The sequence below is a fragment of the Chryseobacterium sp. genome, from assembly GCF_022869225.1.
In the GTDB taxonomy this organism is placed as follows: domain Bacteria; phylum Bacteroidota; class Bacteroidia; order Flavobacteriales; family Weeksellaceae; genus Chryseobacterium.
Genome location: NZ_JALIHL010000001.1, coordinates 3,721,879 through 3,742,173, shown reverse-complemented (window position 1 = coordinate 3,742,173; position 20,295 = coordinate 3,721,879). Strand labels below are relative to the sequence as shown.

Below are 20,295 nucleotides of genomic sequence, written 5' to 3'. Positions count from 1 at the left end.
ACATACATTTCCAGCTGTTTATACCAGAAAATATGAAAGCGGAACGACTAAGGTACCGTATATGTATTAGTCAATTGTTTTGCTAGAATCCACCAGCAAAGAGTTTAGAGCATTAAGTTCTTCCTCTGTCAAATCCCGCCATTTTCCGGTGGGAAGATCAAGTTTGATATTCATAATACGGATTCTCTTCAGTTTTTTCACTTCATACCCAAGATATTCGCACATTCTCCGGATCTGTCTGTTGAGTCCTTGTGTAAGGATAATCCTGAAGTTCATTTCATCAATTTTCTCTACTTCGCATTTTCTGGTCACCGTATCCAGAATAGGAACTCCGTTTCTCATTTTTTCCAAAAATCTTGGAGTAATGGGTTTATCCACCCGAACCAGATACTCTTTCTCGTGGTTATTTCTGGCTCTCAATATTTTATTGACGATATCTCCGTCACTGGTTAAAAGAATCAGTCCTTCACTTGGTTTATCTAACCTTCCAATCGGAAAAATTCTCTTAGGGTGGTTGATATAATCAACGATATTATTTTTCTCACGCTTCGTATCTGTGGTACATACAATGCCTACAGGTTTGTTAAAGACAATATATACGGGTTTATCCTGCGGTTCTTTCACAGGTTTCCCATCTACTTCCACCAGATCTTCATCCGAAACCTTTGTTCCCAGTTCAGGAACTTTTCCGTTAATGGTGATCCTTCCTTCTTCCAGAAGTTTATCTGCTGCTCTTCTTGAGCAGAATCCCACTTCTGATAAATATTTATTGATACGTGTCTTTTCCATTATTCTTTTCCGTAAGCGGTATAATTTGTATTGCTGAAAAGGGTAATCCCATAGCTGACTCCAATAAAAGCAGCCCTGGAATTTTCAAATGTATGGGATTCCAGAACAAGCCCTCCTTCCTGACTTAACCTTTTTGAAAAAGAAACCTGCATTCCCAGTTTAATTCCCCAAAACTCAGAATTGGAGCTCACTGAATGGTTAATCTGCTTTCCGTAATTAATATCAATAAAGAAAGGTTCTTCTCCGGGACTAAAAATAAATTTAGGCTGAATCACCCAGTACAGCAAATGATAATTGCTGTCTACAAAACTATATTTCAGTCCGGTCCCAAGTGCAAAATTAGGTAAAAAATTATATCCACCTACTGCCGTAAGCCCGTAGGTAATTTTGTTGGGTAAATAAGGTGCTATATTCTGCTGGTAATAAGGAGAATCTTTATTCTGGCTGTCTTTAATACTGTTTCCCAGGTTATATCCTGCATTTAAAGTTGGATTGATATAAAAATCCATTTTAGGTTTTCCGGTTTCTGTCTTTTGTGAAAATAGCTGAGCAAATGTCAGGAAAGCCAAAAAAAAGGATACATTTATTTTCATAGACTTTCAAATCTAAAGTCGTTGTTCAGAAACTGATCTGTCGCATCCTCAATTTTATAGTCTCCGATCCTGGTACGTCTAAGCTGGGTAAGATAGGCTCCCACTCCCAGCTCCTGCCCTATATCATGAGCAAGACTTCTGATATAGGTTCCTTTTGAACAGCCTACCATGAAGCTTATCAGAGGAAAATCAATGGTAATATCTTTGATATAGTGGATGGTTGTTTTTCTGGACTTCATTTCTACTTCTTCTCCTGCCCTTGCCAGGTTATAAGCTCTTTCCCCGTCAATTTTTATTGCGGAATATACCGGAGGCTTCTGCTCGATTTCACCAACAAACTTTTCCAGCACTTCTTTTACCTGTTCTTCCGTGATAGTTGAGATATCCTGATGAAGAATCTCGGGTTTTTCAGTATCATAGGATTCTGTCTGTACCCCGATTTTAATTTCCGTCCAGTATTCTTTAGGTGCATCCTGGATTTCAGGAATATTCTTTGTGAATTTTCCGCAGCATACAATAAGAAGCCCTGTCGCTCTGGGATCTAAGGTCCCTGCATGGCCTATCTTAAATTTCTTGGGAAGGTCAAATTCTCTTTTAAGCTTATATTTCATTTTATTGACTGCCTGGAAAGAAGTCCAGTCCAAAGGCTTGTCCAATAAAAAAGTATATCCTGATTTCAGTTCTTCAGCTGTCATGAAATGTTTTCCTATTTAAAGAAATAAAAATAAATCAACAAAGCAATTCCCACAAAAATACGGTACCATCCCCAAGGTTTGAAACCATACTTATTTAGTACGCCAATAAATGCTTTGATGGCAATAAGTGCCACAATAAATGCCACTACATTTCCTATCACAAAGATCATAATATGGTCCTGTGAAGCCATGATCATTTCGTATCCTTTCTGCGGATTGGCTGTTTCTTTTCCCCATGTCTTCACAAAAACCGAATATACGGTTACTGCAAGCATAGTAGGAACAGCAAGAAAGAAAGAAAACTCTGCGGCAGCTTTTCTGGTAAGTCCCTGTGCCATTCCTCCGATAATAGAAGCAGCACTGCGGCTTGTTCCCGGCATCATAGCCAGACACTGCCAGAATCCAATGGTTACAGCATTTCTTATGGTAATCCCTTTCTCATCATCAATTTTAGGATTCTTAAACCATTGATCAGCAAACAATAAAACAACACCTCCTATGACCAATACTGAAGAAATCGCAATCTGATTTCCAAGCACCGCTTCGATCTTATCATCAAACAAATATCCCAAAACCAATGCAGGGACTACTGCAAAAGCCAGTTTAAAATAAAACTGAAGGTTATTCAGATCAAAAAACTTTTTCCAGTAGGCTACCACTACAGATAAAATCGCTCCAAACTGAATAGATACCTGAAACATTTTTAAAAATTCAGTTTCTTCCAGTCCCATCAGATTTGCGGTAAATCCCATGTGGGCTGTAGAAGAAATCGGAAGGTATTCTGTAAGTCCTTCCACGATGGCAATAATGATTGCTTTGATTAAATCCATATCTTTCAAAAATTAAAAGATTAAGAAACCGGGAAATTCAGAATGTCTGATTCTAAATTTCCTGATCTCTTAATCTCTAAATATAAAATTTATTTACTTTCTTTTTAAAATAGCGTATACTTCTATTGCAAATCCTATGACTACAAACAGCGGGGCTATTCTGATCCTTCTGATAGAAAAAATACCGTCATTCCAGGAGTTGGGATCAAATTGACCATCTACGGTATTGGCATCCGGACCCATCATCAGTAGAAAACCTCCTACAATGAACGCCAGACCGATCAGCATCCATTTGAAATTCTGCTGTCCGAAATAAAATGTGTTTTCCTGTGGTGCTTCTGCTTCTCTTCCAAATTCAGAAGCGGAAAATTTATTTGTTTTTTTGCTCATTGTTAAGAGTAGTATAAATCGTCAACGTTTGATTTTAAGAATCTCCATGTTGCAATAATGGTACTGAGAACGGTAATAAAAATTCCAACCCCTATTACCAGTAATACAAGCCAGAAATACTGCTGATTGTCCTGTACAAATGCTGATCCGATCTGATTGGTAAAGTAATACCAAACCCCAAATAAAGCTAAAAGACCTATAAATGCTCCAATAGCACCCAAAACAATCGCTTCAATGATGAACGGCTTCAGGATAAACCTTCTTTTAGCCCCCACCAGCTGCATGGTTTTAATGATAAATCTTTTAGAAAATATTTTCAGACGGATCGAGTTGTTAATCAATACAACCGCCAATACCAGGAATAAAATTGAAAATCCTAAGATCCATTTTAAGATTCTGCTCAGGTTATTGTAAACATCCACCATCAAAGTACTGTCATTTTTAACATCAATGATGCCAGGTACTGACCTGATCACCTTGATCGCTTCGTCAATTTTTGCAGGATCTACGTATTCCGGTTTTAAAGCAACTTCGATAGATGAAGGGAAAATGTTTTCTTCAAACAAGGCATCACTATCAATTCCCATACTTTTCTTGGCCTCCTTTGCAGCCATGCTTCTTGAAATATAGGTTGCCTTTTTTACAGGAGCTAACGTCTGTACTTTTTTAAAAGTTTCTTCCTCTAGTTTTGCAATTTTTACAGAATCTTTAGCATCATAGTTTTCATCAAAGTAGGCATTCACTACCAACTGTTCTTTGATATAGTCAGAATACTTCTGGGCATTGATTAAAATAAGCCCCATTAATCCCAACAAAAATAACACTAAGGCAATACTTATCACTACTGTAATATTGCTAGACCGAAGCCTTTTCTTATTAAACTCTTCTACAGATTTAGCCATTAATATTAAAATTTTTGGCTAAAATAGAAAAAAACTTCCGAAATTTGGGACGAAATAAAGAAAATCATTGTTAATAAAATCATAAAAAACTTTGAGTGTAAAAGCAAAAAAACATCTTGGACAGCACTTCCTGACAGATGAAAATATCGCCAGAAAAATCGTAGAAGGTCTTAGTTTTGAGAACTATAATAACATTATGGAAGTAGGCCCCGGAACGGGAGTTCTTACCAAATATCTTATTGAAAAAGATCAGAACCTTTATCTGGCAGAAATAGATAATGAATCTATTGAATACCTGAAAAACAACTATTCTAAAATTACGGAAAATACTTTTGTAGGTGATTTCCTTAAACAGGATTTTAATTTTATCAAGGATGATCAGATTGCCATTATTGGTAATTTCCCGTATAATATTTCTTCGCAGATATTATTCCAGATCGTTGATCACTATGAACTGATTCCTGAAATGGTAGGAATGTTCCAGAAAGAAGTAGCGGAAAGAACAGCCGCAGTACCAAGGACCAAAGATTATGGTATCCTTTCCGTTCTGATCCAGGCATATTATGATGTGTCCTATATGTTCACGGTTCATGAAAATGTCTTCAACCCGCCTCCAAAAGTAAAATCAGGGGTGATCAGGCTGACCAGGAATCCGAAAGAAGGCCTGGCCGGGAACGAAGTTCTATTTAAGCAGATTGTGAAAGCAGGTTTTAACCAGAGAAGGAAAAAACTGTCAAATGCCTTAAAAGTACTAAACATTCCAGAAGCTTTAAAAACCCATCCGTTTTTAGACAAAAGAGCCGAGGAACTCAGTGTAGCAGACTTTATCGGCTTCACCAGCCTTTGGAAAGAAAATCAATAATCGGTTAATAACAGGAGCTCCTTTTCAGGAGCTTTTTTTATTGCTTGTATTCAGATAAAAAGAGCCTTTCAAATCAATTGAAAGGCTCTTTCTTTAAATCATGTATTATTTTAATCCCTGTTTTTAAGCATAATCCATCCGGACCAGTTCATCTGAGCTTTTGATTTAGGGTATTCAAAATTAAATTTATACCAATAGGTGGCTGTAGGAAGTCTCTTTCCGCCTACTGTTCCGTCCCATATCGGGTTTTCTTTTGAGAATCTGAACATTTCAACTCCATACCTGTCATAGATAGAGCCTGTAAAGTTTTTAAATTCTCCAAGTGCTTTAAGATCCAGCACATCATTAATTCCATCCTGGTTCGGAGTAATGATATTGTTGATCTTCAAGGTAAAGAAGTCTAAAGAACCCACGCAGTGAGTACCTGCTCTTCTTACCAAAATGGTATAGTGGGTATTATCGATAAGATTGGTGAAGATATTTGACTCCTGCCATGTAATTCCATTATCAATGGAATATTCAAGACTGCTCGGCATATTGTTCATCGGAGGATTTTCCGCTGTAACGGTCAATGTTTTCTTAGCTCCGTCATAATTCATTGCAGTTATGAAAGGAGTAGCTGCCCCCATCACTTTAACCGGGAAGACTTTTTTACAAATTCCGTTATCAATTTCTACAGTGTATACTCCCCATTGGTTTACTTCAATTGTCTGTGTGGTAGCCCCCGTACTCCAAAGATATTTATAGCCAGTTCCTGCTCCTGCATCCAGGGTAACACGGTCTCCCAAACACATTTCAACATCAGTTAAAGGAGTTGTGATTTCCGGAGTCACTTCTATTCTGATGGTGGCAGGATTCAAAGATCTGCATCCTTTTGGCCCGATAGCATATACGGTAAATACTCCGGACTGGTATAAAGTAACGGTCTGTGTGCTTCCTGTACCTGAGAAATTGTCCCAGAAGTAGGTGCTTCCTCCCTCTGCAGAAAGTGTGACAGATTCTCCCGGACAGATTTTTATTTTGGATGACTTCAGTTTAGCCGTAGGGGTTACTTCTTTTAATAATGTAAGTTCAATGGTCTTGCTACAGAAGCCGCCATTTGATACCACTACATACAAAATCTGACCATCGTTACCATTATAGTTCAGGATATTCTGGATGTAATTATTATTTTGTGCTGCAGCATCAGCCTGGTTTTCATAAAACCTGAACACGGCTCCTGGAGTCGGACTGATGGACGGCATAGCCGTACTCAAATCAAAGGTGGTGATATCCGGAGTGGTACAGAGAAGCAATGTTGCATCCTGAGCCTGCGGAGTAATTCCACCATGAATCTGTATGGATGCTTTACCCGGGCATGGATTTCCCGGAAGACTTACTTCAATGGTGTAAGTTCCTGCCTGGATAGCTGTAATAGTGTTGGTAGTAGCATTAGGAATTGCGGTTCCGTTAAAATACCACTGATATACTAAATTAGGATCACTTACAGAAGCTGTGATCACCTGTGGAACATTGTCACAAACGTTGATATCGGAAGGTAATGTAGCTCCACTTGGATCTAAAAGCTCTACCCCGATATTGAAAGATCCGCCTTCCAAAAATACGGCAGAATCAAAAGTATTGTCCCTGTAATCAGCAATTACCATTTTAAAATGATATTCCTGCCCTGCAGTTACTGTAGCAGTGGCAGTAAGCGGAATCGTTCTTCCATTAAAGTTAGTTACTGTATTGGTTGTGTTGTATCCTGCAAAATATTGTTCGTTAACAGCGGCACAGTTTGTAAACCCCGTATTGATCGCAGGCCGAATATTGGTAACACTTACCGGTCCTGCACCATTAGGAAGAACCGCCATATTAACGTAAGGGCCTCCTGAGGTAGGGCGCAGTAAGATTGCAAAAGCATCTGCATACTCACATGGATATCCCTCATAATATTCTTCGGAAGCCAGCATATAATTAAACTTAATCTGAGTCGTAGTAGGAACGAAATCAAATTCTAAGAGTACGGCATCATTTAAACTTCCTGTTGCTCCTGTAGCCTGGGCCAGATCAGAATCGGTTCCCCCACCATTTATCTGACCAAGATTTCCAGCTACTAAAAAATTACCTGCTTCACTTGCATATCCTGTAGAAAGGACAATCCCATCTTTGAAAGGGAAATTGGTTGTTCCCTTGTTAAAATATCCCCAGGCTCTGTTGGCGTCTCCTACCGCATGGTTAGGGGTAATCTTTACGTTGGTCACATTGGGAGTAACACAGGTATTAGTCCCTGATGAGATTAAAACATCTTTTACCAGCTTTTCAATAGAAAAAGTACTTTCCGTATATCCCGGAGCATTTACATCAATGAAAGCTCCAGCTCTTCTGGATAATTCAGTACTTTTTTCTTTTACAGTTTTTCTGGGTTGTTGATTTTGTGAATATAGAAATGTCGAGATGACTAAAAAAAATAGATAAAACGGTAAAAATCTTCTTCGCATAATACTTTTGTTTCAACAAATTTAATTTTTTTTTAAATATCTATTATACATATTTAGTTTTTTTATAAAAAAATAAGAAAAATATTCACTAAAATTTATTGCGAAAATTATCACTAATCATTCCTACTTCAAAACAAAAACAGGGGATTAACTGTCTATTCCGATAAAAAACATATTTTTTATCCATGAATAGTGAAATAATACCGGTTATTCTCTCATTGACTGTTTCTTCTTAAATATTTTTTTTCTGTGATAAAAACGATTAGCCATCACAGCCTCTACAGACTTTCTTTAATAAACTGTCCAAACACTGACTATTTTAAAAACAACAAAATCTCCCGTTTCCGGAAGATTCTGTTACTTTTATTTTACACTGATTTAGTTTCTGTTTTTTAATAATATCCAGCCTGAGCGCTGCTCTAGTTTTCGGCTGGCCGGATTCTCCCACTGTACCCTGTACCAGTAAGTACCGGTAGGAAGATTTGAGCCTTTTAAGGATCCTCTCCATATGGTCTCATTTTTTGTTGCTTTAAATACTTCAGCACCATACCTGTCAAAAATGGAAGCAGCAAAGTCTTTATAGCCGCTGATTCCCGTAAAATCTATGGCATCATTGAAACCATCCATATTAGGAGTTATGGCATTACTGATCACCAGAGTAAAATAATCCAGTGATGTACCACACTTCGAACCTACTACACGCACCATCAGATGATAGGTAGTATTATTTAAAGTGCCATAAAAAATATTAGAAGACTGCCATGTACTTCCTCCATCTATGGAATACTCTAAAATTCCTCCTGTCGGATTGCTTGCAGTAAGCGTAAGAACATGATTGTCATATATTATATTGGTAAACTGAGGTAAATCCGGATTGATCAATTGAGCTGAAAATACTTTAGAACACACCCCGTTGCTTATTGTTACACTATAAGTACCCGGGATATTGGTCGTAATGGTCTGCGTAGTCGCTCCCGTACTCCAAACGTAAGTATAATTGGGTCCGGCTCCTGCATCCAGAGTTCCGTTATCTCCGGCACATACGTAGACATCTTTCAAGGTAGATTCTATAGCAGGAACAACCTCAATGGTAATTTTAGCAGCTTCTACCGAACTACATCCGTTACCTCCCAATGCAAATACAGAATAGGTAGTAGTCACTGTGGGGGTAACTACCTGAGTATTTCCGTTTCCGGGAAGTCCCGGCCAGTTATAGGTAACTCCTCCGGTAGCCGTCAGCGTTACAGATTCTCCGGCACAAATTTTTGTTTTGGAAGCGGCAATTCCGGCAATAGGAGGTCCTACCTGAACCGTCACTGTAGCCGGTGTTGCAGAAACACATCCATTGGCTCCTACTGCATACACCGTGTATACGGTAGTCGTTGCAGGGGAAACCACCTGAGTACTTCCGTTTCCGGGAAGTCCCGGCCAGTTATAGGTAACTCCTCCGGTAGCCGTCAGCGTTACAGATTCTCCCACACATATACGCGGTTGTGATGAAGTAAGCCCTGCAAAAGGCAGTGCCGTATCCTGAGTTACTGTTACATTTGAAGTATAGGTACAGCTTAGGTTTCCTGGCTGAGAGACATTGGTAACCGTTAATGTATAAGTACCTCCTGCACTTACGACAGGGGTAAGGGTATTCCCTCCCGATACTATGGTTCCGCCTGTAGTCGTCCAGGTAATGGTAGATCCTGGTGGTATTACCGAAGCAGAAGCATCCAGGGTAACCTGAGGAGTGGTACAGGTAACCGTCTGCGGCGCTGCTATGGTTAATGTCGTTTCAGCTGATCTCAGCAACTGTAAGGAAACCACATAGCTACACCCTCCGTTGCTCACCAATACATATATGGTTTGATTCCCTGGTGGAGTATAAGCTGTAGGAGTTGTAATAAAGTTGGCATTCGCAGCAATGGCATCTGCCTGATTGACATAATAGGTAAAAGTGATCCCCGCAGCTCCCGTGATCTGAGGCTGCGCCTCTGTAAGATCATAGGTTAATCCTGGCTGATAACACTTGTGTAATGTTGCATTTTGAGCTGTGAATGGTTGTGATACTTCAATGGTTATTGTTGCAGGATTGGCAGATACACATCCATTGGCTCCTACAGCAGTTACCGTATAAGTTGTGGTCACTGTAGGGGATACTGTCTGGGTATTGCCGGTTCCAGGAAGCCCCGTCCAGTTATAGGTAGCCCCTCCTGTAGCTGTCAAGACTACAGAATCACCATTACATATTTTGATTTTACTGGCTGTAAGTCCTGTTGCCGGCGGCGCACTGTCTCCTGTAACGGTAACACTGGCTGTGGCTGTACAGTTGACATTTCCGGGCTGATAAGTATTTGATATGGTTAAAGTATAGGTTCCGGCAGCGTTGACAACAGGAGTCAAAGTGTTGCCTCCCGAAACAATATTTCCTCCGGTAGTCGTCCAGTTATAGGTAGCACCAGCCGGATACACAGATGTGGAAGCGTTTAAAGTTATTTGTGAATTGGTACAGGTTAATACCGCCGGAGGTGCAATAGTGGCAGTCATCTGTGGCGCTTTTACCAGCTGCAGCTGAGCTACTTTGGAACAGAAGCCGTTTTTAACTAAAACATAAATGGTTTGTCCCCCGGCACTTTGATAGGCGGTAGGATTCGGGATTGTATTAGCATTTCCGGCATTTGCGTCTGCTAACGTGGTATAGTATGAAAATGCAGCTCCCGGAGTGGTACTGATGGCAGCCTGTGCTGAGGTCAGGTTAAATGTAGCATTCCCTGCAGAATAACATGCTGTTAAAGTTGCATTCTGTACCGTGGGAGACGTTCCTCCTACTACGGTGATGGTGGCTTCTCCCGGACATGTATTGCCCTGGATATAGACTTTAACGGAATAGACTCCAGGCTGCGTAGCGGTATAGCTCGCTCCTGTAGCTCCCGGAATTGGATTAGAACCTAAAAACCATTGATAGGTAATATTAGCGCCCTGAACAGAAGCTGTAAATGTCTGTGGTGTGTTATCACACATATTCACTGTTGCAGGCAGCTGTACTCCTGCAGGATCAAGGATCTTTACTCCGATATCAAACGATCCTGCTTCCAAAAAGACAGCTGAATCAAAATTACGATCCTGGTAATCTGCCAATACCATTTTAAAATGATAAGTCTGCCCCGGGATAACAGTTGCTTTTGCTGTTAAAGGTATTGTACGCCCATCAAAATTGGTTTCGATTTGAGCGGTATTTGTTCCCCCATAGTAAGATTCATTGATCGGACCGCAATTAGGATAGGCAGGGTGAATATTTTTCACACTTACAGGCCCTGCTCCTCCAGGAAGTATAGCTAGATTAGTATAGGTAGGGTCACCCACCTTTTTCAATAATAAAGCAAAACCGTCCGTAATGGTACATGGAAAATTTTGTTGATATTCTTTAGAGGCAAATAAATACCTGAATGAAATTTCAGTGGAGGAAGCTACGAAATCAAATTCGATAGAAGTAGCATCAAACAATTGAGAATTAGGAATTCCCAATACGGTAGCCAGGTCAGCATCTCCGCCGGAAGGGAGCCCATCACTAAGGGTTCCCTGGAAATTATTCCCGGCTTTGTTGGCAAATCCTGTCGTTAATATAATTCCTTTGTTAAACGGAAAATTGGTCGTTGCCTTGTTAAAATATCCCCAGCTTCGCTCCTGGTTACCGGGAGATAAATTGGGAGATACCGTTACATTACTTACCGCTGCGGTACTACATCCTCCTCCTGAGATCAAAACATCTTTCACCAGTTGTGTGATGTTATAACCTGATTCAGGATAGCCCGGTGCATTTACATCAATAAAAACTCCAGCTCTCATAGAGGCAGCACCGGCTTTTCTGGCAACATCTACCCTTCCCTGGTTTTGAGAAGAGAAAAAGTTCCCTATCAGTGTAAAAAATAACGCAAAAAATAAACTTCCTGTCCTCCTATTTAACATTTTATATTATTTTAAACAAAAATACTATTTTTTTTGATTAAAATTCAGTTTAACGTAATTTACATTATTACTAACGCAACTTTATTTATTATAGAATATCAACTTTATTTATTCCATTCTGATAAAAAAAAGACTGACAAAACAGTCAGTCTTTCAATTATAATTCAAAAGTTACTCTATGTTCTTAAGCAATATCCAGCCCGTTTTTACAGTAAGCTGCTTACTTGCAGGATCTTCATAGGATACCTGGTACCAGTAAGTATTTGTCGGCAGGCGTTTGCCCTGGAAATACCCATCCCAGTACGGTCTTATTTTCTCAGCTTTAAATACTTCTCTTCCGTAACGGTCAAAAACAAATCCAGTGAAGCCATTATAATTACTCACTCCCCTAAAGTCGATGATATCATTGATATTATCCCCATTCGGAGTAATTACGTTTTTCATTACGAATGTAAAATATTCAAGGAATCCTATACAACTGGTATACTTAACCCTGACACGAATAGAAATTACCTTATTTCTGGGTACATTCGAGAATATGTTGGAAGACTGCCAGCTAATTCCGTTATCTATGGAGTATTCCAGTATCCCGTTACTAGGGTTACTTGCTGTAATGATCAGGGTTCCGTTATCATTGTAGTCCGCTTTTGTAACTTCAGGAATTACAGCACGGATTACCTGTGTTTTAAACACTTTTGAACAAACGGCATTGCTGATTGTTACGGTATATTCTCCCGGGGTACCTACCGTAATGGTTTGGGTGGTCTCACCTGTACTCCATTCATAGGTATAACCAGGTCCTGCCCCTGCATCCAAAACGATTTTATCTCCTTCACAGATATGTCCTCCTTTCAAAGAGGAAACAATGGCAGGCACTACCTCAACGGTAACAGAAGCCGGCTGTAAAGATACGCATCCCTGTGCTCCGATTGCATATACGGTATAGGTCGTCGTTTGGGTCGGGCTCACTGTTCGTATCGCTCCTGCTCCTGAGTTATCATTCCATTGGTAAGTAGCCCCTCCGGATGCGGTCAGCACTAAAGACTCTCCGGCACAGATTTTTAATCTGGAAGCGGCGAGCTGGGCGACAGGAGTTTCTTCTTTTCTTAATGTTAAAGTAGCGATTTTACTGCAAAACGCTCCGTTGGAAACAAGCACATATAAAATCTGCCCGTCCGTTCCCGTATAATTGGTCAGATTGGTAATATAGCTGTTATTTTGAGTCTGAGCATCAGCCTGGTTGGTATAAAAACGGAATACAGCGCCCTGTGTCGTGCTGATCAGAGGCTTGGCATCTTCCAAATTAAAAGTACTCAGAGAAGGTGTTGAACAGAGTTTTAGTTCTGCATTCTTTACTGTGGGGCTTGTTCCGCCTACAATCGTGATGCTTGCTTCTCCGGGACACTGATTTCCCGGGGTCATTACTTTGACAACATATACTCCTGGCTGATTCGCTATATACACAGCATTGGTCGCTCCGGGAATTAAAACACCATCCTTATACCACTGAAAAGTCATTCCCGGGATGGCAGCTACCTGAGCCTTCAGCTGCTGTGGGGTATTGTCACACATATTAATAGAACCGGGTAAAGCGGCTCCATTTCCGTCTACAATTTTAATTCCGATATCGAAGGATCCTCCTTCCAGGAACACCGCAGAATCATGTGTTGAGTCTTTTGCATCTGCAAGTACCATTTTAAAGTGATAGGTCTGCCCGGGAATTACATCAGCAACAGCTGTCAGCGGAGTGGTTCTTCCATAATAATTGATACCAACATGCGGATTAGTCAATCCTCCAAAATACGCTTCATTAATAGGACCACAGGAAAACCCGTTTCCTGTAGGCACAATATTCGTGGCACTTACAGGTCCTGCACCTCCGGGAAGTATCGCAAGATTGGTATATGTGGGATCTCCTACTTTCTTTAGCAGAAGGGCAAAAGCATCAGAATACCCCAAGCACGGGAAATTGGATATATATTCATCCGAAGCAAAAATATAATTGAATTTCACCTGAGTAGAATTGGGAACGAAGTCAAATTCCAGGGCTACTGCATCCACCAGACTCACGGTAGCGCCGGTAGCAGTAACAAGATCCGCGTCACTTCCCGAACCCACTGAAGCACCGACAGCCCCCAGGAAGGTATTTCCAGATTCAGAGGCGCGCCCTGTCGTTAATACAATCCCATCTTTAAAAGGAAAGTTGGCTGTCCCTTTATTAAAATACCCCCAAAATCTGTTCGCATTATCTAACGCATGGTTAGGGGAAACTGTAACATTGGTAACATTGGCCGTTGTACAGTTGGTTCCTCCATTAATCAAAATATTTTTCACCAGCAGATCAGGAGTATAGGTAGAACCTACATAAGGAGGAACATTTACATCGATAAATGCTCCGGCTTTCAAACTTTCTGCTGACGGGTATACTTTTTCCGGCTTTCTGGCTGGTACTGTTTGAGAAAAAACAGACACAGAAGCCATTAAAAAAGAAAAAAGGAAAAAATAGTTTTTTAATCTATAATTTAACATTTTAATTTCATTTGTCCAAATGTAGGAAAAATATTGAAATTAAATTAACCAATTTAAGGCTTAAACATTAATTTAATCCATTTATTTACAACAAATGCTTTTTATTTTTAAATTTTTATTAAACATGAAGAGTAATTTTTAAACTTAAAAATATTCGGAAACAAAAAGCAGATCAACACCTGCTAATCTGCTTCTATCCGGTAATTATCTTTGATGTATCCGCATTTGTAAACAATACAATTACATCATTCTTTTTTCAACTGATCAATCTCGTTCTGAAGCTGGGCAATGATGTCCTTTAAAGCTTTTATTTCATTTTTGTTGGAGCTTACATTGCTTTTGAGGATTACATTTTTGGCTCTTTCGTTATGATCTTCTTCCTCCTCTTCTTCATTGATGTCTTCACTGATTTCTTCGATATCTTCCTGGATATCTTCGATGTCTTCATTGATCTCCTCAATATCTTCACTGATCTCTTCAATATCTTCGCTGATCTCTTCGATATCTTCCTGGATATCTTCAATATCTTCACTGATTTCCTCGATATCTTCCTGGATATCTTCAATTTTTTCGTGGCTTTTGTTGACAGACATCTGAATAAAGATCGCCAGGTATATCGCTTCCAAAGAAAGAACCGTAGTAAGAATCAGAAGCATTTTATCAAATTCAACCAGGCCGACCATCGGAAGCAGAAATGAAGTAATAAAAAGCACGGTATGTACAATAAGTGACGGAATAGAACCGATCCACGAGGTAATACTATTGGCTATTTTTTCAAGAACTTCTGTTTTTTCATTATATTTTTTCATCTTTTTATTTTTTACAAGAGTTCTTTGGTCACTCCAAGCCCAAATAAAGCAAAATCATATTTGGCCGGATCATTTTCATCAAACTGCCTGATAGCAGTATCCAGTTCTTCCACGGTTTTCCAGTCATTCTGTGTTCTTGAAATAAGCCCCAGTTTCCTTGAAATATTTCCGGTATGTACATCCAAAGGGATAGAAAGATATTTCTGATCAATGTTTTCCCAGATTCCAAAATCCACGCCGCGTTTATCTTTACGCACCATCCATCTCAGATACATCATGATCCTTTTTGCAGAAGAGTTTTTACCGGGAGAACTGATATGTTTATGGCTCCTATGTTTTTCAAGCTCCAGAAAAGCATTTCTGAACCGTTCAATAGGCTGCAGAAAATTTGTTTCGGTTTCTTTTACTTCAAACAGGCTTTCCAGGCTTTCATTTTCTTTATAAATCCTGTTGAACTGCCTGATGAAATAAGCAAAATCCTGTCCGTTAAAAGTCCTGTGAATACTTTTATCCTGAATACCTTCAAGATCTTTCTCAGTATAGTTCATCACAAAATCATAGGGAGAATGGCCCATGATATCAAGCATTTTTTCAGCTGACCTGATAATGGACTTTCTGTTTCCCCAGGAAATTGTTGCCGATAAAAATCCTGCAATCTCAATATCCTGTCGTAAGGAGAACCGGTGCGGAATCTGTACCGGGTCATTTTCAATAAAGTCGGGAGTATTATACCGGTCAGCTTTTTCGTCCAGAAAACTTTTTAATTCTTCAAACTTCAGCATATTCATTTTAAATTTTCACACTTTCCAGCGCTTTTGGTAAAAACGTATTGGGAAAGACATTTCTTGCTTCATCTGTGAACACTGTCAAATCCCCGTATCTGTTGGAAAAATGGCCAAGGATCAGTTTCCCGACCTGAGCTTTCTGAGCAATAGTAGCAGCTTCCAGGGCGGTGGAATGCCCGGTATAATCTGCCATTTCCTTTAAATCATGCAGGAATGTGGATTCATGATACAGAACGGTTACATTTTTAATGATCGGCAATACACTTTCAAGATAACGCGTATCACTACAGAAAGCATAGGAAACGGACGGTGCCGGCTCCAGTGTCAGTATCTCATTTTTAAGGGCATAACCATCACTCAACACAAAATCTTTTCCTGCTTTGATATGATGATAATCACAGGTTTCAATTTCGCTGTATTTGGCAATCTCTTTCATATTGAGATGCCTGTCTTTGGGTTTTTCCTTAAAAAGATAGCCATTGCAGTAAATCCTGTGATCCAACGGGATCGTATACACTTCTACCCTGTTGTCTTCATAAATTTTTTCTGAATAGTCTTTATCCAATTCATGATACACCACCTCAAAACCGCGGTGGGTTTCTGTAATGGTAAAAATGGTTTCCAACATTTTTTTAATCCCCTTCGGGCCGTATACATGCAGGGGATTCTCTCTTCCCAACAGGCGGAAAGAAGCAATAAGCCCCGGAAGGCCAAAGCAATGATCGCCATGAAGATGGGAAATAAAAATATGGTTGATTTTTGAAAATCTTGCTTTTGCTTTTCTCAGCTGTACCTGTGTTCCTTCTCCGCAATCAATCAGAAAATGTCTTTCCTCCATTTCCAGCAGCTGTGCTGTAGGTGAAGAATTGATAGTCGGGATAGCTGAATTAAAACCTAATATCGTTAAATAAGTACTCAAATCAATAGTTTATTATAACAAATGTACGACAGAAAATCTAAAACGGGTATTTCCCATTTAAATTTAACGGTGAAGAATATCCTTAAATAGCCGTGGCTTAAACCCTGTGAAAAACAAAAGAGCTTTCGCCACAGACCAACCGGCAGTTCTGTTATGTCAATTTAATCGGTTACCTTCAAAAAATCCATAAACAAATCTAATGCCTGCTTACGGTGGCTGATTTTATTTTTATCTTCAGGATTCATTTCCGCAAAGGTTCTGTCATATCCTTCAGGAACAAAAATAGGATCATATCCGAACCCTTTGAATCCTTTATTCTCTGTCAATAAATTTCCATGAACCCTTCCTTCAAAATACTGGGCTCCGTTTTCATCGTAATAGCATAAAACAGTGACAAAATAAGCTTTTCTATTTTCGATCCCCGTCATTTCTTCCAATACTTTTTCAATGTTTTTAGCAAAATCATGATCTCCTGCATAACGGGCAGAAAATATCCCCGGTCTTCCGTCTAAGGATGCGACCACCAAACCGCTATCATCTCCCAAACTTGGAATACCGGTTTTTTCAAAACAGTATTTTGCTTTGATCAAAGCATTGGCATGAAAAGAATCTCCATCTTCTACAATTTCTTCGTGAATATGATAATCTGTAAGACTTTTCACGCTACAGTCGTTTCCTAAGATCTGTTGAATCTCTTCTTTTTTATGCTCGTTGTGGGTCGCTACCAATAATTCCATGTCTCTATTCATTTTCAATTTTTACTTTTAAGCTTTGCTTCATTAGATTTCAGAGTAATGTACTTTGTACTTTTTCATAAACAGATAGTAGAATAAGGAAAAAAGAACTATTCCAACTGCCAGTATAAGCCATTCTGAAACTTTAAAAACCTTTCCAAAGCTTTCCTCTTTACCGTAAAGTACCAATAAGGAAAGGCTCAGGTTATTAAACCCATGCAACAGCATAGGTATCAGTAAAGATTTTGTTTTATAATATACCAGTCCCAATACACACCCAAGCATGACAGCACTGATAAACTGCCAGGGATTACCGTGGACCAAACCAAAAATAATGGAAGCATACAGAATCGCTTTCCATGGTTCAACGCCTTTATTCATCAACCCTTTCTGGATGATTCCCCTGAATATAATTTCCTCAAAAACCGGGGCCATAATCACGGTCATGATGATCATCATTACCGGATCATCAGTCAGCTGATTCATCAGCTGTGTAAAATATTCGTAAAAATCTCCGAAAAAAGGGCCTGTGGTTGGGATTAAGGAGGTAATGAATTCTGTAATAAACATCATTCCTGCCATCATCGGGAAAATCAGAAGATAGGTATAAAAATTAACCGATGAGAGATTAAAGTTCAGTTTCCTTTGAGTGGTACGCCGTACAATAAAAAAGTCAAAAAAGGCAATAGCTGTCAGAAATCCTACAGAATTAGCCACCATAAAAAACCAGTCCTTAAGCTCGAGGTTTTCTCTGAAAGCAACTTTCCAAAAAGTACCCAATAAAGAAACAGCCATCGTTCCCACAAACAGTCCAGCTACCAAAGTAAGACCTCCCAACCATGTGAACGTAAACTTTGGATATTTGCTATTTTCCATTATTTTCTCTGTAAAATTTTATCGAAACAAAGATAATTTTTTTGAATGCTACGGGCAACTAAAAAAGGAAATACTTAGGTCCGAGATCTGTGATATCATATAGCAGATGCCAGACCATTCCTGTACCCTGTAACCTCAACCTCATCGCCCTTATCCAAAAACAATCACCCATTTATTCCCGGAATTATTTGAAACCTCGTAAAAAATCACGATTTTTGCAACTTCAAAATACAATATGTCAGACTTAATCAAAGAAATACAAAAAAGAAAGACTTTTGGGATTATCTCTCACCCGGATGCCGGAAAAACCACTCTTACAGAGAAATTACTTCTTTTCGGAGGGGCAATCCAGGAAGCAGGTGCTGTAAAATCCAACAAGATAAAAAAAGGAGCGACCTCCGACTTTATGGAAATTGAAAGACAGAGAGGGATCTCTGTAGCGACTTCCGTATTGGCTTTTGAATATAAAGATCATAAAATCAATATCCTCGATACTCCGGGTCACAAAGATTTTGCTGAAGACACCTACAGAACATTAACAGCTGTAGATTCTGTAATTGTTGTTATTGACGTGGCAAAAGGGGTTGAGGAACAGACTGAAAAACTGGTTCAGGTCTGCAGAATGAGAAACATTCCAATGCTGGTATTCATCAACAAACTTGACCGTGAGGGTAAAGATGCTTTTGACCTGCTGGACGAAGTAGAGCAAAAATTAGGATTAAGAGTTGTCCCTCTTTCCCTTCCAATCGGTATGGGAAGTGATTTCCAGGGAATTTATAACATCTGGGAAAACAATATCCAGTTATTCCTTGAAGAGAAAAAACAAAAGGTAGGAGAATCCATTACTTTTGATAATATCAATGATCCTTCTATTGATGAAGCGATAGGGGCAAAAGCTGCTCAGACATTGAGGGATGAACTGGAACTGATACAATCCGTATATCCTGAATTCAGCCGTGAAGATTATATGAAAGGTGATCTGCAGCCGGTTTTCTTCGGATCTGCTTTAAATAATTTCGGAGTACGCGAGCTGCTGAATGCATTCATCGAAATTGCACCGATGCCGCAGCCTAAGGAGAGTGATCTTCGTATGGTAAAGCCGGAAGAAAATACGTTCACAGGTTTTGTTTTCAAAATCCACGCGAATATGGATCCTAAACACAGGGACCGGCTTGCTTTCGTAAAAATTGTTTCAGGAACTTTTAAGAGAAACGAAAATTATTTATTGGTAAGAGAAGGTAAAAAGATGAAGTTTTCTTCTCCTAACGCATTCTTTGCTGATAAAAAAGAAGTGGTGGAAGAAAGTTTCCCCGGCGATATCGTAGGTCTTCATGATACAGGAAGTTTCAGAATCGGTGACACCCTTACAGGAGGTGAGAAGCTCAGCTTCAAAGGAGTTCCGAGCTTCTCTCCTGAACATTTCCGTTATATCAACAACAATGATCCTTTAAAAGCAAAACAATTGGCAAAAGGTATTGACCAGCTGATGGATGAAGGGGTTGCACAGCTGTTTACCCTGGAAATGAACGGCAGAAAGATCATCGGAACAGTGGGTGCCCTTCAGTATGAAGTGATCCAATATCGTTTGGAGCATGAATACGGAGCTAAATGTACCTACGAGCCTTTATCCATGCATAAGGCATGTTGGGTAGAAGCGGATGAAAAATCCGAAGAGTTTAAAGAATTTGCCAGATTAAAGCAAAGATTCCTTGCCAGGGATAAATACAATCAATTGGTATTTTTGGCAGACTCCTCGTTCACCATTCACATGACGCAGGAAAAATTCCCGAATGTGAAGCTGCATTTCATCAGTGAATTCAGAGATCATTAACCGATAAAATTACAAAAGGCAAGATTGCTGAAAGTATAAATCCGTAGAAAAATTCTACGGATTTTTTATGCTCTATACGGGTAAAGCCACGCGTCAAATCTTTGGCTTGCCCCTCCGGTGGGATGTATAGATTCCCAATGGGTTTCATAAAAAAATGGAAATAAAAAAACGGAAGTGTTTAAAAACTTTTGCAGCTCACGGTATACATTGTAAAAATCTGCCTCCAACCCTATTTGAAGTGTAAAAAATATTTTGTAAACCTCTTGTAAAACAAATACAAAATAATAAAAACCAAACAGTTATAATTTTACCAGGAT

16 protein-coding genes are annotated in these 20,295 nt (G+C 39.4%); 2 read left to right on the top strand and 14 right to left on the bottom strand.

Annotated elements, in window-relative coordinates; all coding sequences use genetic code 11:
• Positions 1-66: 66 nt before the first annotated feature.
• From rluF to MUW56_RS17430, 6 genes are all read right to left on the bottom strand, one after another.
• Positions 67-789: a 23S rRNA pseudouridine(2604) synthase RluF gene (gene rluF / locus MUW56_RS17455; RefSeq protein WP_292014388.1), complete on the bottom strand. Its 723-nt coding sequence runs from the start codon at positions 787-789 to the stop codon at positions 67-69.
• Positions 789-1,382, bottom strand: coding sequence for a hypothetical protein (locus tag MUW56_RS17450; protein WP_292014387.1), 594 nt, complete (start codon positions 1,380-1,382; stop codon positions 789-791). The genes rluF and MUW56_RS17450 overlap by 1 nt, the downstream gene beginning before the upstream one ends.
• Complete coding sequence (gene truB / locus MUW56_RS17445) at positions 1,379-2,077, bottom strand: tRNA pseudouridine(55) synthase TruB (protein WP_292014386.1); 699 nt, start codon at positions 2,075-2,077, stop codon at positions 1,379-1,381. Before truB ends, MUW56_RS17450 begins: the two co-directional genes overlap by 4 nt.
• An 11-nt stretch (positions 2,078-2,088) precedes the next feature.
• A complete protein-coding gene (locus MUW56_RS17440; protein ID WP_292014385.1) occupies positions 2,089-2,907 on the bottom strand; it encodes an undecaprenyl-diphosphate phosphatase in 819 nt (272 codons plus the stop codon).
• Positions 2,908-3,000: 93 nt separating this feature from the next.
• Positions 3,001-3,297 carry a DUF3098 domain-containing protein gene (locus MUW56_RS17435; RefSeq protein WP_292014384.1) on the bottom strand — a complete coding sequence of 99 codons (297 nt, stop codon included), beginning with the start codon at positions 3,295-3,297 and terminating at the stop codon, positions 3,001-3,003.
• Between the two features lie 2 nt (positions 3,298-3,299).
• Complete coding sequence (locus tag MUW56_RS17430; protein ID WP_292014383.1) at positions 3,300-4,199, bottom strand: permease-like cell division protein FtsX; 900 nt, start codon at positions 4,197-4,199, stop codon at positions 3,300-3,302.
• Between the two features lie 91 nt (positions 4,200-4,290).
• Between MUW56_RS17430 and rsmA the strand changes: the two genes are divergently transcribed.
• Positions 4,291-5,061, top strand: a complete 771-nt coding sequence (rsmA, locus tag MUW56_RS17425) for a 16S rRNA (adenine(1518)-N(6)/adenine(1519)-N(6))-dimethyltransferase RsmA (protein ID WP_292014382.1) — start codon at positions 4,291-4,293, stop codon at positions 5,059-5,061.
• Between the two features lie 110 nt (positions 5,062-5,171).
• On the opposite strand, the gene MUW56_RS17420 is transcribed toward rsmA, so the two are convergent.
• From MUW56_RS17420 to MUW56_RS17385, 8 genes are all read right to left on the bottom strand, one after another.
• Positions 5,172-7,541, bottom strand: coding sequence for a choice-of-anchor L domain-containing protein (locus MUW56_RS17420; RefSeq protein WP_292014381.1), 2,370 nt, complete (start codon positions 7,539-7,541; stop codon positions 5,172-5,174).
• A 378-nt stretch (positions 7,542-7,919) separates the two neighbouring features.
• Positions 7,920-11,495 carry a choice-of-anchor L domain-containing protein gene (locus MUW56_RS17415; RefSeq protein WP_292014380.1) on the bottom strand — a complete coding sequence of 1,192 codons (3,576 nt, stop codon included), beginning with the start codon at positions 11,493-11,495 and terminating at the stop codon, positions 7,920-7,922.
• Positions 11,496-11,666: 171 nt separating this feature from the next.
• A complete protein-coding gene (locus MUW56_RS17410) occupies positions 11,667-14,024 on the bottom strand; it encodes a choice-of-anchor L domain-containing protein (protein WP_292014379.1) in 2,358 nt (785 codons plus the stop codon).
• Between the two features lie 245 nt (positions 14,025-14,269).
• Positions 14,270-14,833, bottom strand: coding sequence for a DUF1003 domain-containing protein (locus MUW56_RS17405; RefSeq protein ID WP_292014378.1), 564 nt, complete (start codon positions 14,831-14,833; stop codon positions 14,270-14,272).
• Between the two features lie 11 nt (positions 14,834-14,844).
• Positions 14,845-15,612: a TIGR02757 family protein gene (locus MUW56_RS17400; RefSeq protein WP_292015430.1), complete on the bottom strand. Its 768-nt coding sequence runs from the start codon at positions 15,610-15,612 to the stop codon at positions 14,845-14,847.
• A gap of 10 nt (positions 15,613-15,622) precedes the next feature.
• The gene (locus MUW56_RS17395) at positions 15,623-16,537 is read right to left on the bottom strand and encodes a ribonuclease Z (RefSeq protein ID WP_292014377.1); all 915 of its coding nucleotides are present in this window, start codon (positions 16,535-16,537) and stop codon (positions 15,623-15,625) included.
• Between the two features lie 161 nt (positions 16,538-16,698).
• A complete protein-coding gene (gene rdgB / locus MUW56_RS17390; protein ID WP_292014376.1) occupies positions 16,699-17,286 on the bottom strand; it encodes an RdgB/HAM1 family non-canonical purine NTP pyrophosphatase in 588 nt (195 codons plus the stop codon).
• A 30-nt stretch (positions 17,287-17,316) separates the two neighbouring features.
• On the bottom strand, positions 17,317-18,147 hold the full coding sequence (locus tag MUW56_RS17385) for a CPBP family intramembrane glutamic endopeptidase (protein ID WP_292014375.1): 831 nt from the start codon (positions 18,145-18,147) through the stop codon (positions 17,317-17,319).
• A gap of 235 nt (positions 18,148-18,382) precedes the next feature.
• Between MUW56_RS17385 and MUW56_RS17380 the strand changes: the two genes are divergently transcribed.
• A complete protein-coding gene (locus MUW56_RS17380; RefSeq protein ID WP_292014374.1) occupies positions 18,383-19,978 on the top strand; it encodes a peptide chain release factor 3 in 1,596 nt (531 codons plus the stop codon).
• The last annotated feature ends 317 nt before the right edge of the window (positions 19,979-20,295 follow it).